This window comes from Saccharothrix australiensis (assembly GCF_003634935.1).
In the GTDB taxonomy this organism is placed as follows: domain Bacteria; phylum Actinomycetota; class Actinomycetes; order Mycobacteriales; family Pseudonocardiaceae; genus Actinosynnema; species Actinosynnema australiense.
Genome location: NZ_RBXO01000001.1, coordinates 7709220 through 7723682, shown reverse-complemented (window position 1 = coordinate 7723682; position 14463 = coordinate 7709220). Strand labels below are relative to the sequence as shown.

The window sequence follows — 14463 nt, the reverse complement described above, 5'->3', positions numbered from 1 at the left end:
ATTGTCGGCCGCCCGCGGTCAGGCACCCCCGCCGGTGCGGTCGCGTCGGTCGTCCGGTGCCGGTTCCGCGTCGATCACGCTTTTCGATCGACGCGGAACCCGCGGCGGACGACCGACTTCCGGCGACCGCACCCGCCGCGACGGAGTCGCGGCAATCGGACACAGTGCGGAACCCGCGGCGGACGACCGACTTCCGGGCGACCGCACCCGCCGCGACGGAGTCGCGGCAATCGGACACAGTGAGGAGTGGCGCTTTGTTCCCCGCCCATCGGCCTCGCCGGTTGCGGACCACGCCCGCGATGCGTCGCCTGGTCGCCGAGACCACCGTGCGCCCGCGGCAGTTGGTGCTGCCGATGTTCGTGAAGGAAGGCGCGGAGGCTCCGGTCGGGATCGCCTCGATGCCCGGCGTCGTCCAGCACACCCGTGAATCGCTGCGCAAGGCCGCCGTGGAGGCCGTGCAGGCCGGTGTCGGCGGCATCATGCTGTTCGGCGTGCCCGCCACCCGTGACGCGGTCGGCTCCGGCGCGACCGACCCGGACGGCATCCTCAACGCCGCCCTGCGCGACCTGCGGTCCGAGCTGGGCGACAGCACCGTGCTGATGTCGGACTGCTGCCTGGACGAGTTCACCGACCACGGCCACTGCGGCCTGCTCACCCCGACCGGCGAGGTGGACAACGACGCCACGCTGGAGGTCTACGGCGAGATGGCGGTCGCGCAGGCCGAGGCGGGCGCGCACCTGGTCGGCCCGAGCGGCATGATGGACGGCCAGATCGGCTTCATCCGCAAGGCGCTCGACGAGTCCGGGCTGAGCGGGACCGGCATCCTGGCCTACTCGGCGAAGTACTCGTCCGCGCTGTACGGGCCGTTCCGGGAAGCGGTGGAGTCGCAGCTCCAGGGCGACCGCAAGACCTACCAGCAGGACCCGGCCAACGCGCGGGAGGCGCTGCGCGAGGTCGAGCTGGACCTCGCCGAGGGCGCGGACGTGGTGATGGTCAAGCCGGCCCTGCCGTACCTGGACGTGGTCCGCGCCGTGCGGGAGATCGCGGACGTGCCGGTCGCGGCGTACCAGATCTCCGGCGAGTACGCGATGGTCGAGGCCGCCGCCCGCAACGGGTGGATCGAGCGCGAGCGGACCGTGCTGGAGACCCTGACGTCGATCCGGCGCGCGGGCGCGGACATCGTGCTCACCTACTGGGCGGTGGAGGCGGCGCGGTGGCTGGACCGGGAGTGACCCCGCCGCGGCTGGTCGACCTGTCGCGCCGGCTGTGGATCGCCGGCGCGGTGGTCGGCCTCGGCCGGTTCCTGGTGCAGCTGGCCGACCGGGAGCTGCTGATCACCCAGCTGCGCGAGCAGCAGCCGGGGCTGAGCCAGGACGACCTGGACGCGGCGGTGTCCGGCGGCGTCCTGTTCGGCCTGCTGCTGGGCGGGCTGCTGGTCCTGGTGTACGCGCTGCTGGCCAACCGGATGGCGGGCGGGCGGAACTGGGCGCGGATCGTGCTGACCGTGTTCGGTTCGGTCGGCATCTTCCTCGGCGTGGTGCGCCTGATCGCGGTCGGCTCGGGCCTGGCGACGGCGTTCAACCTGGTCATCAGCCCGGTGGACGTCGTGTTCGGCGTCGTCACGATGGCCATCGACTCGGTGGCGCTGGTGCTGATGTACCTGCCATCGGTTTCCGGGTACTTCCGATCACAGCGGGCTGTCAGCGGTGGACCACCACAGGTAGCTAACGGATTGTGATTTCCGGTCGACGCGGGCCGCTCGCGCTCATACGGTCCGCGCATGACCACTCCTCCTCACGACCCGTACGGCCAGCAGGGCGGCTACCAGCAGCAGCCCGGTGGCCAGTTCCAGCCGGGCCATCCCCAGCAGGGGCACCCGCAGCAGGGTCACCCCCAGCAGGGCTACCCGCAGCAGCCGGGCTACCCGCCCCAGGCGCCGCCGCTGTCACCGGGTGAGCTGAACCGCCCGGCGCGGCCCAAGTCCGTCGACACGGCGTTCCTGCTGTGGATGATCGGCGCGGGCGTCGGCATCGTGTCGACCATCTTCAGCTTCCTGACCGCCGAGGCGCTCGCCAAGGCGACGGCCGAGAAGATCCTGGGCCGCGACGTCGACTCCCAGCTGGTCGCGTCGGCCGAGCCGTCCTACGGCAGCGCGATCTTCAGCCTGGTGCTGTTCGCGCTGTGGATCGTGGTCGTGTTCCAGATGCGCAACGGCGCGAACTGGGCGCGCATCGTCCTCACCGTGCTGGGCGCGCTGGGCATCCTGGGCGGCCTCTTCGGGCTGTTCGCGATCGGCCTGCTGTTCAGCATCGGCTTCCTCGGCGCGATCCAGGCGCTGCTCAGCGTCGTCCAGCTGGTCATCACCATCGGCGCGCTGGTCTTCATGTTCAAGTCGGACGCCAACTACTACTTCAAGGCGAGCTGACCGGCCGCCCGGCCGCCGTCCACCCGCCCGCGGTGGGCGGCGGGAGGTCGGGGCGGCGTCGCCCGCCCCGGTGGAAGGGGTCGGCCCCCCGCTGCAAATCGGGGGGCCGGAACCGACGCTCATCCGGGTCGACAGACTCGGTCGGCACTGGTAACTATGCACGGACATCGCTCCGGTCCACCCACATCCGTGTACCGTTCGGTCTGACACGATCTGACGGTCGGAGGTCGTGATGCGCTCCGCGTCGGCCGCCTTGGACGAGCTGTACACCGAGCTGCGCTCCCTGCACCGCACGGCGGGCGAGCCGAGCACGCGGGTGGTGTCGCGCCGCAGCGGCGGGCGGATCAGCCACGACACGGTCCACCGCCTGCTGCGCAGGCAGGCCGAGACCACCGCGCCCCGGTGGGCCACCCTGGACGCCCTCGTGACGGCGCTGGAGGGCGACCGCGAGCACTTCCACGCCCTCTGGCGGCGGTGCCGGGACACGGAGAACCCCGTCGCCCCGCCCGGACCGCGCCCGGCCCGACCGGCCGCCGCGCCCGCGCTCGGCTACACGGTGTCGCTGCCCCGGTACGACGCCGGGTGGCCGGTCGGCAGCCTGCTCGGCCGGCTGACCGACGGCCCGCGGCAGGAGCTGCTCAACATCGGCTCGGTCGTGCGCTACCCGCCGGACCGCGAGGTCATCCAGCAGGGCGCGGTCGACACCCACGCCCTGCTGCTGCTGGAGGGCTTCGTCAAGGTCCTCGTCACGGACGAGGCGGGCCGCCGGGCGCTGGTCGCGGTCCAGGGCGTCGGCGACCTGGTCGGCGAGCTGTCCGCCCTGGACGGAGGCCCCCGGTCGGCGACCGTCGTGACCTGCGGCGACGTGCTCGCGAGGCTGATACCCGGCGGGGAGCTGAACGGCTTCCTGCAACGGCGCGGCGACGTCCTGGTGGAGCTGACGCGGCAGCTCGCCGGCCGGCTGCGGACCGCCGAGCAGGGGCGTCGCGACCAGGTCAGCCTGTCGTCCGGACGCCGGCTGGCCAGGGTGCTGGTCGCCCTGGTGGCGCAGATCGGCGAGGAGGTCGACGGGCGCCGGGTGCTCAGGGTGCCGCTGACCACCGGCGAGCTGGCCTCCCTGGCGGGTACGAGCCGGCTCACCGCGAAGAGGGTGCTGGCCGACCTCGTCGCCGCGGGGGTCGTCGCCCACAGGCACCGCGACCTGTGCGTGGTCGACCTGGACGCCCTGCGCGTTTCCGCCGGGCTGGACCCGCTCGACCCGACTTCCCTTCCCACGGGGTCGTGGAGTGCGCCAAGATGAGGTGCCCCGGTGCCGCGCGGGTCACGGCAACCCCACCGCCTGCAAACGGTGGGCGTGCCCGGTCGTCGCCGGGACGCGTCAGAAGTCTCATCCGGGTCGACGCTCGAAAGGTGGCTGCTCCCGTGTCCAGCTCCCCAGACGGCTCCGCGCTGTCCGCTTGTGCCGCTTGGCCGGTCCCGTTACGCCTCGGCGTGGTGGTCCTCGTCGTCACGGTCATCGCGATCGTCATCACCGCCGCCTCCGGCGTCGACCTCGCGGTCGCCGTCGGCGCGGCGACGGCGCTCGCCACGTCCGCGGTGACGGTCGACCGGTACCTCGGTCGCCGCAGGTGACGCCACCGGTGACGCCGCGCCGCTGACGCGCGCGTGACACCGGCCACGCGAGGTCGCCGGTCGCCGCCTGTCGCGGTGGACAGCGACCTTGCGTGGTTCTAGCGTTTCGCGATGTGACCACCCCCCAGGAACCCGACGGCCCGCGGCAGCCGCAGCAGCCGCACATCCCACCGCCACCTCCGCTGAGCGAGTCCGAACTCCAGGGCGCGGCGCACCCCGGCGGCCACGCGCTGCCGGTGCCGAAGGAGGTCCGCGTCTCCTTCTGGATCTGGATCGCGGGCGCCGTGCTGTCGGTGGTGGGCTCGCTGTACGCGCTGACGCAGCGCGACGAGATCGCCGACGTGCTGCGCCGGCAGCCGAACGCCTCCGAGCTGTCGCCCGAGCAGTTCGACGCGGCCGTCACCACGTCGGTGCTGTTCGCGGTCGTCCTCGGCGTCGTGTTCGCCGGGCTCTACGTGCTGTTCGCGTTCAAGGCGCGGGCCGGGCGGAACTGGGCTCGGGTCGTGCTGACCGTGCTGACCGCGCTCGGGCTGCTGTCCACCCTGTTCGGCGCTTCGGTCTCCGGCCTGTTCACGTCCCTGATCAGCGTCGTCGCCGTCGTGCTGCTGTACCTGCCCAACTCGAAGGCGTACTTCGACGCGGTGAAGCGGGCCGGGTGACCGGACCCGCGCCGTCCGTCCGGGCGGCGGTGGCGCTGTGGTGCGCGCTCGGGGTGTTCGGCGTGCTCGCCGCGGCCTACCCGTGGGCGCGGCGGGCCGCGCTGGACGAGGCCGCCGTCCGCGACGGGTTGCCCGCCTCGGACGTGACGGCGCTGCTGGTGCGCCTGACGGTGGTCGCCGCGGTGTTCGGGGTCGCCTACGCGCTGCTCGCCCGGACCCTGTGGCGGCGCGGGCGGTGGGCGCGGCACGCGCTCACCGCGGTCGCCGCGGTGCACGTGCTGTGGCTCCTGCTGACCCGCTCCGCCGGGCCGAACCTGGTCGTGGTGGTGCTCATCGCCATCGGACTGGTGTTCACCTGGCGGCGCGGTACGGCACAGTGGGTGAAGCAGCACTAGCTTCCCCCACCGGAGAACCGCCATGTCCGAGCCGGACCCGTTCGCCTCGCCGTTCCACCACGTCCGACTGCCGGGGCAGACGAGCGCGCCGACGCCGCCCGGCTACGCCGGCCACCCCGGCCTACCGATGCCCGCGGTGGATCCCCGCGCGCTGCCGCCGCCCCGGCCGCTCGCGCTGACGACCGCGTCCTGGTCCTGGCTCGCGGGCGCGGTGCTGGTGGTCTTCGGGCTGCCCGCCCTGTTCTTCGCCGGCGGCGACGCGTTCGCCGACGAGCTGTACAACGGGTCGAGGGACGACCCGGAACCGCTGACGCGGACCGAGGCCGAGTTCGGCGCGCGGTTCACGCCGGTGCTGTTCGGGCTCGGGTTCGCCGTGCTCGCGGTGCCGTTCGTGCTCGCGGCGCTGAAGCTGCGCTCCGGCCGCGACTGGGCGCGCGTGCTGCTCGCGGCGCTGGGCGTCCCGGCGCTGCTGTTCGGGCTGTTCATGCTGATCAGCTTCACGTCGGGGGTCGCGCCGTACGTGCCCTCGCCGGTCGGCCTCGCCTGGGTCGCGCTGTTCCTGGTGTCGGTCGTCGCGGGCTTCGTGGCGATGTTCCTCCCCGCGTCGAACCACCACGTGAGGGCGGTGCGCTCCCGGTGACCCAGCAGCCGTTCGACCCGTTCGAGCAGCCCCTGCGGCCGGTGGACCTGCCGCGGCCGGGGGCGCGGCAACCCGTCGGCTACCCGGGCGGGATGCGGGGCGTCGACCAGCGCACGACGGCGTTCAAGCGGCCCGGCGCGGTGTTCGCGGCGTTCGTGTGCTGGCTGCTCGCGGCCCTGGCGTGGCCGCTCGGAACCGTGGTGCGGGCGCTCGCGGAGGACGGCTCGCTCGGCACGTTCGGCGGGGTGATGACGCTGTTCGGCACCGGCTGCCTGGCCGTCGGCGGGGTGTGCGGCGCGATCGCCTTCCTGGGCGGCGACCACACCGCGCGGATCGCGCTGTGCGGCGGGCACCTGGTGGTCGGCATCCTGGCGGTGGCGGCGGTGGTCCTCGCGGCGCGGGACGGCACCGCCGAGCCCGCGTCCTGGGCGGTCATCGTGCTGCGCCTGGTGCTGCCCGCGGCGGCGGCCGTGCTGAGCTTCCTGCCGGGCACGCGGCACCACTTCGCGGGGAGCCCCGGCTAGTGGACCAACCAGTCCTGTACGCCGAACCCGGCGCGTCCTGGTGGCCGCTGCTGTGGGGACCGCTGTTCGCGCTGCTCGGGTTCGGCGTGGAGGCGCTGACCGGCGCCGCGTGGCCCACGTTGTGGCTGCTCGTGGCCGTGGCGCTGTTCGTGCCGAGCGCCCTGTGGGTGCAGGGCAGGCGGCGGGTCCACGGGGTGCGCCTGACGCCGGTCGCGCTGCACCAGGGCCGCGAGGAGCTGCCGCTGCGCGACATCGCCGAGGTGTCCGGTGTGGAGCCGCGCGCGGGCGCGCGGGTGCTCGGCGGCGGCTGGGCGCTGCCGCGCGGCGCCGACCCCGTGCCGATCCGGCTGGTGGACGGCACGGTGGTCCTCGGCTGGGCGCGGGACGCCGACGCCCTGCGCGCGGCCCTCGACCGGCTGCTCGCGCCCGAGGCGTCGTGACCGGCGCGACCGTGAGAGGCTGACCACGTGAGCGCTGCACCCGCCGTCGACACCCCCGCCACACCGGCGCCCCGGTTGCACCAGCCCGCCCGCGCCCTCGTCGCGGTCGGCGAGGTGCTGGCCGCCGCGGCGCTGGTCGCCCTCGCGGTCTGGTGCTGGCACCGGGGCGTGCTGCGGTACAGCTACCCCGTCGACGGCCGCGCCCCGCTGGAGTCCACCCGGTACCTCGGCAACTGGATCGGCGGCGCCGTGGGGCTGGGCACGGCGGCCGGCGCGCTGCTGCTCGACGCCGCCCGGCAGACCCTGCTCGCGGTCGGGACCCGTGGTCGGGAGCAGGGCGCCGAACCGGACGTGTGAGACTGGACCTCGTGACTTCCACGCGATCCCAGGCACTGTTCGAGCGCGCGGCGGCGGTGATCCCCGGTGGCGTCAACTCGCCCGTGCGCGCCTTCCACTCGGTCGGCGGCACGCCCCGGTTCATGGTGCGCGGCGAGGGCCCGCACCTGTGGGACGCCGACGGCAACCGGTACGTGGACCTGGTGTCCTCGTGGGGGCCGATGATCCTCGGCCACGCCCACCCGGAGGTCGTGGAGGCCGTCCGCCGGGCCGCCGTCCACGGGCTGTCGTTCGGCACGCCGACCGAGGGCGAGGTCGAGCTGGCCGAGGAGATCATCGGCCGCGTCGCGCCGGTCGAGCAGGTGCGGCTGGTCAACTCCGGCACCGAGGCCACGATGAGCGCGATCCGCCTCGCCCGCGGGTTCACCGGCCGGCGCAGGGTGGTCAAGTTCGCGGGCTGCTACCACGGCCACGTGGACGCGCTGCTCGCCCAGGCGGGCTCCGGCGTCGCCACCCTCGGCCTGCCCACCTCGCCCGGTGTCACCGGCGCGCAGGCCGCCGACACCCTCGTGCTGCCCTACAACGACCTCGACGCCGTGCGGGCCGCGTTCGCCGAGCACCCCGACGAGATCGCGTGCGTGATCACCGAGGCGGCGGCGGGCAACATGGGCGCGGTCGCCCCGAAGCACAACGCCGAGCTGCGCGAGCTGTGCCACGCCCACGGCGCGCTGCTGATCATGGACGAGGTGATGACCGGGTTCCGCGTGTCCCGGTCGGGCTGGTTCGGCCTGGAGAACGTGCCGGGCGACCTCTACACGTTCGGCAAGGTCATGTCCGGCGGCCTGCCCGCCGCCGCGTTCGGCGGGCGCGCCGACGTGATGGCCAGGCTGGCCCCCGCCGGCCCCGTCTACCAGGCGGGCACGCTGTCCGGGAACCCCGTCGCCGTCGCGGCCGGCCTGGCGACGCTGCGCGCCGCCACCGACGACGTCTACCTCGCCCTGGACGCCAACGCGTCCCGGCTCGGCGCGCTGTTCACCACGGCCCTGACCGACGCGGGCGTGCCGCACCGCGTGCAGTACGCGGGCAACCTGGTCAGCGTCTTCTTCGCCGAGGACGAGGTCACCGACTACGCGGGCGCGCAGGCCGCGCAGACCTGGCGCTTCCCGCCGTTCTTCCACGCGCTGCTGGAGCGCGGCGTCTACCCGCCGCCGAGCGCGTTCGAGGCGTGGTTCGTCAACGCCGCCATGACCGAGGAGGACTTCGCGGTGCTCGCGGACGCCCTGCCCCACGCCGCCCGCGCGGCCGCGGAGGCGACGAGGTGACGAGGATCTCCGCTGGTGGCGGCGGCAGCCGGACCGTGGTGCACCTGCTCCGCCACGGCGAGGTGCACAACCCGACCGGCATCCTGTACGGCCGGCTGCCCGGCTTCAAGCTCTCCGAGCGCGGCCAGAAGCAGGCGCTGATCGTCGCCGAGCACCTGAACGACCACGACATCGCGCACGTCGTCGCGTCACCGCTGGACCGGGCGCAGCAGACGGCCGCGCCGATCGCCGACTCGCACCGGCTGGAGCTGGCCACCGACCACCGGCTGATCGAGGCGGACAACCGGTTCGAGGGCCTGAAGGTCGCGGTCGGCGACGGGGCGCTGCGCTCGCCCAGGCACTGGCCGAAGCTGGTCAACCCGTTCCAGCCGTCCTGGGGCGAGCCGTACCTGGAGATCGCGCACCGGATGCTGGGCGCGGTGCAGCGGGCCCGCGCGGCGGCCGAGGGCCACGAGGCGGTGTGCGTGTCGCACCAGCTGCCGATCTGGACGCTGCGCCGCTTCCTGGAGGGCAAGCGCATGTGGCACGACCCGCGCCGCCGGGAGTGCTCGCTGGCCTCGCTGACGAGCCTGGTGTTCGAGGGCGAGGAGCTGGTGCGCCTCGTCTACACCGAGCCGGCGGGCGCGACCAGCCCACGGGTGACCGGCGCATGAAGCGGCTCCTGCTCGTGCTGCTGCTGGTGGTCGCGGGCTGCTCGACCGGGGGCGACGCGGTGGTGGCCGGCTCGGAGTTCCAGCTCGTCGCGCCCGCCGGCCAGGTCCGCATCCGCTACGACGGCGACCAGCGCAAGGTCGTGAAGGGCCTCACCGGTCCCTCGGTGATGGACGAGGGCAGGACCATCAGCTTGGACGACTACGCGGGCAAGGTCGTGGTGGTCAACCTGTGGGGCTCCTGGTGCCCGCCGTGCCGCACCGAGGCGCCGGAACTCCAGAAGGTGCAGGACGAGGCAGGCCCGCTGGGCGTGCAGGTGCTGGGCGTGAGCGTGAAGGAGTCGTCGGCCGACGCGCCGCGCGACTTCATGAGCAACCGGAAGCTGGGCTACCCGTCGATCTATGACGAGTCGGGTCGTTCGCTGCTGGTGTTCAAGGGCCTGCCGCCGAACACCGTGCCTTCGACCTTCGTGCTGGACAAGCAGCACCGGGTGGCGGCGGCGTTCCTGGTCGGCGTGATCGCGTCGGACCTGGAACCGCTGGTCAAGGAACTCGCGGCCGAGACCTGAGCCTGACCACTGAGGCAGAGGCCGAGGCGTAGGTTCTTGATCTCCCTGAAGTGGGACTTGCCTTCTGTGCTTTGGAGCAGCGGGACCACAGCAGGGTGAGCACGGCGGCGGGGTGACCGGAGGGTACGCAGGTCTTCGATGGTCGTCGGGGACGCCAAGCAGCAGGACCACCCCATCGTTGTGACCCGGTGCGTGGCCGCGACCCCCTGTCGGTTCGGCGGATTTGTACCCGATCGATGGGGTGGTCGTTGTGCGTGGTGTTCCCGACGACCGTCCAAGACTTGCTGGGCTTCCGGGCGCGTTGGGTGCGTGCTCACCCTGCTGTGGTGGCGTTGCGTAGAAAGACTTGAAGGGCTTCCGAGCCGCGGGGATGGAAGAGCTTCGAAGATGGGGCGTTTTAGCGGAGTTCGGGGATTTCCTCCTTGAAGGCGGCGATCATGGCGTCCCGGCCGATGAGGTTGAACTCGCGGCCCAGGGTGCGCATGATCGAGTTCTCCGTTGGCCGGTACAGGCCGCGCTTGTAATACCGGCTGCCCTCGTAAGCGCCGACCGTGCCGCCGTCCGGTGAGACCCGGCCCAGGTAGGCCGACCACTTCCCGCCGGTCGGGTCGGCCGTCGCGTTCGGTTCCGACGGCTCGGCGCCGGTGTACCGGTCGTACGGGTAGTCGTACTCGTCGGCCAGCCCGCCGATGGAGTGGCCGAGCTCGTGCACGACGATCTGGCCCGCCTGCTCGTTGGCCCCGGACGCCGTGGCGACCCCGCCGCCCGCCCCGCCGTACTTGGCGGTGTTGCCCAGGGCGACGACCTGGTCCGCCCCCGGCGCGAGCGCGCCGAATCGACCCGCCTTGGTCTGGTCCACGCACAGCAGCCGCTCGGTGCTCGGGTCGCGGCCCTGGCACCAGAAGCCCATGTCGAGGGCGGTGTCCTTGGCGGTGCCCAGGACCGGGTCGTGGTCCACACCGGACTCCCTCGACACGACGTCGACCCGCCACACGTTGAAGTACTGCCGGTAGGACTTGAAGGGCTCGACGGCGGCCAGCTCGTTCCACTTGCCCACCGCGTGCTCGTGGTACGCGCCCAGTTCGGACGCGGTGTAGCCGTCGCCGACGAACACCAGGTCGAAGCGCTGGTCCGAAGGGCCGGTCCGCTGGATCGGGACGACGTCGGCGACCACCTCGGACGGCACCGCCGCGGTGCCCGCCGCGACCGGGACGGCGGTGCGGGTGATGGTGCCGTCGGGCGAGAACACCTCCCGCCACTCGACGGGCGGCTCGGCCGCGCCGCCGGGCGCGGGCGCGGTGGCGGCGACGAGGGCGGCGACCAGGACCGGCAGCGTCAGACGGCGTGCGCGCATGGTGTGACGCTATGAAGTGCGTCACTCACCCGCAAGGGTGGAAGGTCGGGTTCCGCCGACCGCCGGACCGGGTTACGCCGGAACCGCCCGTCACGCCGCGATCCGCGGCAGTGACGCAGGTCGCCCCTAAGGGAGTCCGGTGGGCGGCTCTCAGGACGCCGTACCTACGCTGTTCGTCGTGAACGCGACCACCGAGCTTGCCTTGTCCGGCCCGCTCGTGCTGGCCGCCGGCGTGGCCGTGCTCGCCGGTGCGCTCTCGTTCGCCTCCCCGTGCGTGGTGCCCCTGGTGCCCGGCTACCTCGCCTACCTGGCGGGCCTCGTCGGCGCGGAGGCGCCTGCCGTCGAGGCGGGCGAGGACCGCAGGGCCGGGCGGTGGCGGGTCGCCGGCGCGGCGTTGCTGTTCGTGCTGGGCTTCACGATCGTGTTCGTCCTGACGTCGTTCGTCGTCCTGGGCCTGTCCACGACCCTCTACTTCGAGGCCGACGTGTTCCAGCGCATCGGCGGCGTGATCACCATCGCGCTCGGCCTCGTGTTCATCGGCCTCGTCCCGGCGCTCCAGAAGGACGTCCGCCTGCACCGCACGCCGCGCGGCGGCCTGATCGGCGCGCCCCTGCTGGGCGGGGTGTTCGCGCTGGGTTGGACGCCGTGCGTCGGGCCGACGCTCGGCGGCGTGCTGGCCCTGGCGCGCAGCACGGAGGTCGGTTCGGCCACCGCGCGCGGCGCGGTCCTGGTGCTGGCCTACTGCCTGGGCCTCGGCGTGCCGTTCGTGCTGATGGCGCTGGGCGCGCGGTGGGCGGTGCGGGTCACCGGGTGGCTGCGGTCCCACGTCCGCCGGGTGCAGGTGTTCGGCGGCGTGCTGCTGATCGCGGTCGGCGTGGCGCTGGTGACCGGCCTGTGGGGCGAGTTCGTGTTCTGGCTGCGCGACGCCGTGGTCACCGACGTGGAACTGCCGCTCTAGTGCGCGCGGCCCTGGCGTTCCTGCGCAACACGTGGCGCGGCCTCACGGCCATGCGCACGGCGTTGACCCTGCTGTTCCTGCTCGCCCTGGGCGCGCTGCCCGGCGCGCTGCTGCCGCAGCGGTCGCTGAACGCGCAGAAGGTCACCGAGTTCATCGCCGAGAACGGCTGGTGGGGTCGCTTCCTCGACCGGCTCCAGTTCTACGACGTCTACGCCAGCTACTGGTTCTCCGCGGTCTACGTGCTGCTGTTCGTGTCGCTGGTGGGCTGCCTGCTGCCGCGCTCGTGGGAGTACTTCAAGCAGATGCGGGCCAAGCCCGTGCTCACCCCGCGCAACCTGGCCCGGATGCCGCACCACGCCGCGGCGGAACTCGCGCTCACGCCGGAGGCCGTCGTCGCGCGGGCCGGTCGACGCCTCAAGGGCTGGCGGCTGGTCGAGCGCGCGGAGGCGGACGGCGCGCGGACGGTCAGCGCCGAGCGCGGCTTCCTGCGCGAGACCGGGAACCTGGTGTTCCACTTCTCGCTGCTCGGCCTGCTGGTGGCGTTCGCGCTGGGCAAGATGTTCGGCTACGAGGGCCAGGTCATCGTGCAGTCGCAGGGCGGCCAGTTCTGCAACTCCGGGGTGTTCAACTACGACTCCTTCCGCCCCGGCCTGCGCGTCGACGGCACGGACCTGAACCAGTTCTGCGTGAAGGTGGACGACTTCCACGCCACCTACCTGCACAACGGCCAGGCGGAGTCGTTCCGGGCCGACATCGGCCACCAGTCCGGCGCGGACCTGGCGAGCGGCACGTGGCGGCCGTACCCGCTGGAGGTCAACAGCCCGCTGCGCACCGTCGGCGACCGCGTCTACCTGCTCGGCCACGGCTACACGCCGCTGTTCACCGTGACCTTCCCGAACGGCCTCACGCGCACCGGCGCGATCCAGTGGCGGCCGGTGAACGAGGTGACGCTGGCCTCCGAGGGCGCGACCAAGTTCGACCCGCCGGGCGTCACCGACCCCGAGCAGCGCCGCACGAGCCAGCTCGCCATCACCGGCCTGCTCGCGCCCACCGCCGTGTTCCGGGGCGAGCTGCTCGACTCGGCGTTCCCCGAGGCCCGCGACCCGGCGGTGGCGATCGACGTCTACCGCGGCGACCTGGGCACCGACTCCGGGCGCGGCCAGTCGATCTTCTCCATCGACCGGAAGATGGTGCAGGAGGGCAAGCTCGCCAAGGTCGCCCGCAAGAACCTGCGGAAGGACGAGTCCGTCACGCTCGACGACGGCACCGTCATCAGGTTCGACGGCGTGCGCGACTGGGTGTCGCTCCAGGTGTCGCACGACCCGACCCAGGGGTGGGTGCTCGGGTTCTCCGTGCTGGTGGTGCTCGGCCTGGGCGTGTCGCTGTCGGTCAAGCGCCGGCGGGTGTGGGTGCGGGCGACGCCGCAGGAGGACGGGCGTACGGTTGTCGAGGTCGGCGGCCTCGCGCGCACCGACCAGGCCGGGTACGGCGAGGAGTTCACCGCACTGTCCCGCGACCTGCTCAAGGAGGAGAGCTGATGCCGGTCGACACGACGCTGGCGACGTACAGCGACTGGACCTACGGCGCGGCCGTCGCCGTGTACGTGATCGCCGCCGTCCTCTACCTGTGCGAGCAGGCGTTCACCAAGCACAAGGCCAGGGAGCGCGAGCTGGTCGCGTCGGGTCCGCAGGTCGCGGGCACCGCGGAGGACGGCACGTGGCGGCCCGGCCTGGTGGTGCGCGAGCGCCCGTCGCGGGCCGAGCGGCTGGGCCGCATGGGCGTGGCGATGACGCTGCTCGGCGTGGTCCTGCACGGCGCTTCCCTGGTGCTGCGCGGTGTCGCGACCGGACGCGCGCCGTGGGGCAACATGTACGAGTACACGGCGCTGCTGACGTTCGCCGCCGTGGTCGGGTGGCTGGTGCTGACGCGCCTGTTCCCCGTGCGCAGGCTCGGCGGGTTCGTGCTGGTGCCGATCGGCATCCTGATGTTCCTCGGCGGCACCGTGCTGTACGCCGAGGCCGCGCCCGTGCAGCCGGCCCTCCAGTCGTACTGGCTCGTGGTGCACGTGTCGGTGATCTCGGTGTCCAGCGGGCTGTTCCTGCTGCCCGGCGTCGCCAGCGTGCTGTACCTGCTGAAGTCCTCGGGCCGGGCGCGGTTCGCGAAGCTGCCGGACACCGACGTGCTGGACCGCGTGGCCTACCGCGGCACCGTGTTCGCGTTCCCGTTGTTCACGCTGGGGATCATCTGCGGCGCGATCTGGGCCGAGGCGGCGTGGGGCCGGTTCTGGGGCTGGGACCCGAAGGAGACGGTGTCCTTCGTGGCGTGGGTCGTGTACGCGGCGTACCTGCACGCGCGGGCGACCGCCGGGTGGCGCGGGCGTCCCGCCGCCTGGGTGAACACGCTGGGTTTCGCGCTCACCGTGTTCAACCTGTTCTTCATCAACCTGGTCACGACGGGATTGCACTCTTACGCGGGCGTCGAATAGACACCCACCCAATGTCGTGGAACCGCTGCCCGCCGACTACCGTCGCAATCGTGTGGTCGGGGAGGGCTCGATCC

The 14463-nt window shown here is 73.0% G+C and carries 18 protein-coding genes; 17 read left to right on the top strand and 1 reads right to left on the bottom strand.

What is annotated here, in order from left to right:
* The first annotated feature begins 254 nt into the window (after positions 1-254).
* The 14 genes from hemB to C8E97_RS33045 all read left to right on the top strand — a co-directional run bounded on the left by hemB (position 255) and on the right by C8E97_RS33045 (position 9592).
* On the top strand, positions 255-1232 hold the full coding sequence (hemB, locus tag C8E97_RS33105; protein ID WP_121010229.1) for a porphobilinogen synthase: 978 nt from the start codon (positions 255-257) through the stop codon (positions 1230-1232).
* Entirely contained in the window at positions 1214-1738 is a 525-nt protein-coding gene (locus C8E97_RS33100) for a hypothetical protein (protein WP_147455299.1), read from the top strand. Before hemB ends, C8E97_RS33100 begins: the two co-directional genes overlap by 19 nt.
* A 42-nt stretch (positions 1739-1780) precedes the next feature.
* The gene (locus C8E97_RS33095) at positions 1781-2425 is read left to right on the top strand and encodes a proline-rich domain-containing protein (protein ID WP_121010223.1); all 645 of its coding nucleotides are present in this window, start codon (positions 1781-1783) and stop codon (positions 2423-2425) included.
* Between the two features lie 232 nt (positions 2426-2657).
* Positions 2658-3725 carry a Crp/Fnr family transcriptional regulator gene (locus tag C8E97_RS33090; protein WP_121010220.1) on the top strand — a complete coding sequence of 356 codons (1068 nt, stop codon included), beginning with the start codon at positions 2658-2660 and terminating at the stop codon, positions 3723-3725.
* Between the two features lie 122 nt (positions 3726-3847).
* Complete coding sequence (locus C8E97_RS34190; RefSeq protein WP_147455298.1) at positions 3848-4057, top strand: hypothetical protein; 210 nt, start codon at positions 3848-3850, stop codon at positions 4055-4057.
* A gap of 113 nt (positions 4058-4170) precedes the next feature.
* A complete protein-coding gene (locus tag C8E97_RS33085) occupies positions 4171-4716 on the top strand; it encodes a hypothetical protein (protein WP_121010217.1) in 546 nt (181 codons plus the stop codon).
* Positions 4713-5111, top strand: a complete 399-nt coding sequence (locus tag C8E97_RS33080) for a hypothetical protein (RefSeq protein ID WP_121010214.1) — start codon at positions 4713-4715, stop codon at positions 5109-5111. The genes C8E97_RS33085 and C8E97_RS33080 overlap by 4 nt, the downstream gene beginning before the upstream one ends.
* 22 nt (positions 5112-5133) lie before the next feature.
* Positions 5134-5751, top strand: a complete 618-nt coding sequence (locus tag C8E97_RS33075) for an LptF/LptG permease family protein (RefSeq protein ID WP_121010211.1) — start codon at positions 5134-5136, stop codon at positions 5749-5751.
* Positions 5748-6275: a hypothetical protein gene (locus tag C8E97_RS33070; RefSeq protein ID WP_121010208.1), complete on the top strand. Its 528-nt coding sequence runs from the start codon at positions 5748-5750 to the stop codon at positions 6273-6275. The genes C8E97_RS33075 and C8E97_RS33070 overlap by 4 nt, the downstream gene beginning before the upstream one ends.
* Entirely contained in the window at positions 6275-6715 is a 441-nt protein-coding gene (locus C8E97_RS33065; RefSeq protein WP_121010205.1) for a hypothetical protein, read from the top strand. The genes C8E97_RS33070 and C8E97_RS33065 overlap by 1 nt, the downstream gene beginning before the upstream one ends.
* 27 nt (positions 6716-6742) lie before the next feature.
* Positions 6743-7072, top strand: coding sequence for a hypothetical protein (locus tag C8E97_RS33060; protein WP_147455297.1), 330 nt, complete (start codon positions 6743-6745; stop codon positions 7070-7072).
* A gap of 11 nt (positions 7073-7083) precedes the next feature.
* Entirely contained in the window at positions 7084-8373 is a 1290-nt protein-coding gene (hemL, locus tag C8E97_RS33055; RefSeq protein WP_211347179.1) for a glutamate-1-semialdehyde 2,1-aminomutase, read from the top strand.
* Between the two features lie 5 nt (positions 8374-8378).
* Positions 8379-9026 carry a histidine phosphatase family protein gene (locus C8E97_RS33050; protein ID WP_121012875.1) on the top strand — a complete coding sequence of 216 codons (648 nt, stop codon included), beginning with the start codon at positions 8379-8381 and terminating at the stop codon, positions 9024-9026.
* The gene (locus C8E97_RS33045) at positions 9023-9592 is read left to right on the top strand and encodes a TlpA disulfide reductase family protein (RefSeq protein ID WP_121010199.1); all 570 of its coding nucleotides are present in this window, start codon (positions 9023-9025) and stop codon (positions 9590-9592) included. Before C8E97_RS33050 ends, C8E97_RS33045 begins: the two co-directional genes overlap by 4 nt.
* A 397-nt stretch (positions 9593-9989) precedes the next feature.
* On the opposite strand, the gene C8E97_RS33040 is transcribed toward C8E97_RS33045, so the two are convergent.
* Positions 9990-10946: a M64 family metallopeptidase gene (locus C8E97_RS33040; RefSeq protein ID WP_121010196.1), complete on the bottom strand. Its 957-nt coding sequence runs from the start codon at positions 10944-10946 to the stop codon at positions 9990-9992.
* A gap of 178 nt (positions 10947-11124) precedes the next feature.
* On the opposite strand from C8E97_RS33040, the gene C8E97_RS33035 reads away from it, so the two are divergent.
* The 3 genes from C8E97_RS33035 to ccsB are packed head-to-tail and all read left to right on the top strand — an operon-like array spanning position 11125 to position 14389.
* On the top strand, positions 11125-11904 hold the full coding sequence (locus tag C8E97_RS33035) for a cytochrome c biogenesis CcdA family protein (protein ID WP_121010193.1): 780 nt from the start codon (positions 11125-11127) through the stop codon (positions 11902-11904).
* 50 nt (positions 11905-11954) lie between these two features.
* On the top strand, positions 11955-13442 hold the full coding sequence (resB, locus tag C8E97_RS33030) for a cytochrome c biogenesis protein ResB (RefSeq protein WP_121012873.1): 1488 nt from the start codon (positions 11955-11957) through the stop codon (positions 13440-13442).
* Positions 13442-14389 carry a c-type cytochrome biogenesis protein CcsB gene (ccsB, locus tag C8E97_RS33025; RefSeq protein ID WP_121010190.1) on the top strand — a complete coding sequence of 316 codons (948 nt, stop codon included), beginning with the start codon at positions 13442-13444 and terminating at the stop codon, positions 14387-14389. Before resB ends, ccsB begins: the two co-directional genes overlap by 1 nt.
* Positions 14390-14463 lie beyond the last annotated feature (74 nt).

What these genes read in the sequence shown, in the direction of transcription:
- resB (WP_121012873.1), top strand. Translation starts at nt 11,955, where the DNA reads ATGCGCACGGCGTTGACCCTGCTGTTCCTGCTCGCCCTGGGCGCGCTG.
- C8E97_RS33040 (WP_121010196.1), bottom strand. Translation starts at nt 10,946, where the DNA reads ATGCGCGCACGCCGTCTGACGCTGCCGGTCCTGGTCGCCGCCCTCGTC.
- C8E97_RS33095 (WP_121010223.1), top strand. Translation starts at nt 1,781, where the DNA reads ATGACCACTCCTCCTCACGACCCGTACGGCCAGCAGGGCGGCTACCAG.
- C8E97_RS33045 (WP_121010199.1), top strand. Translation starts at nt 9,023, where the DNA reads ATGAAGCGGCTCCTGCTCGTGCTGCTGCTGGTGGTCGCGGGCTGCTCG.
- ccsB (WP_121010190.1), top strand. Translation starts at nt 13,442, where the DNA reads ATGCCGGTCGACACGACGCTGGCGACGTACAGCGACTGGACCTACGGC.
- C8E97_RS33075 (WP_121010211.1), top strand. Translation starts at nt 5,134, where the DNA reads ATGTCCGAGCCGGACCCGTTCGCCTCGCCGTTCCACCACGTCCGACTG.
- C8E97_RS33090 (WP_121010220.1), top strand. Translation starts at nt 2,658, where the DNA reads ATGCGCTCCGCGTCGGCCGCCTTGGACGAGCTGTACACCGAGCTGCGC.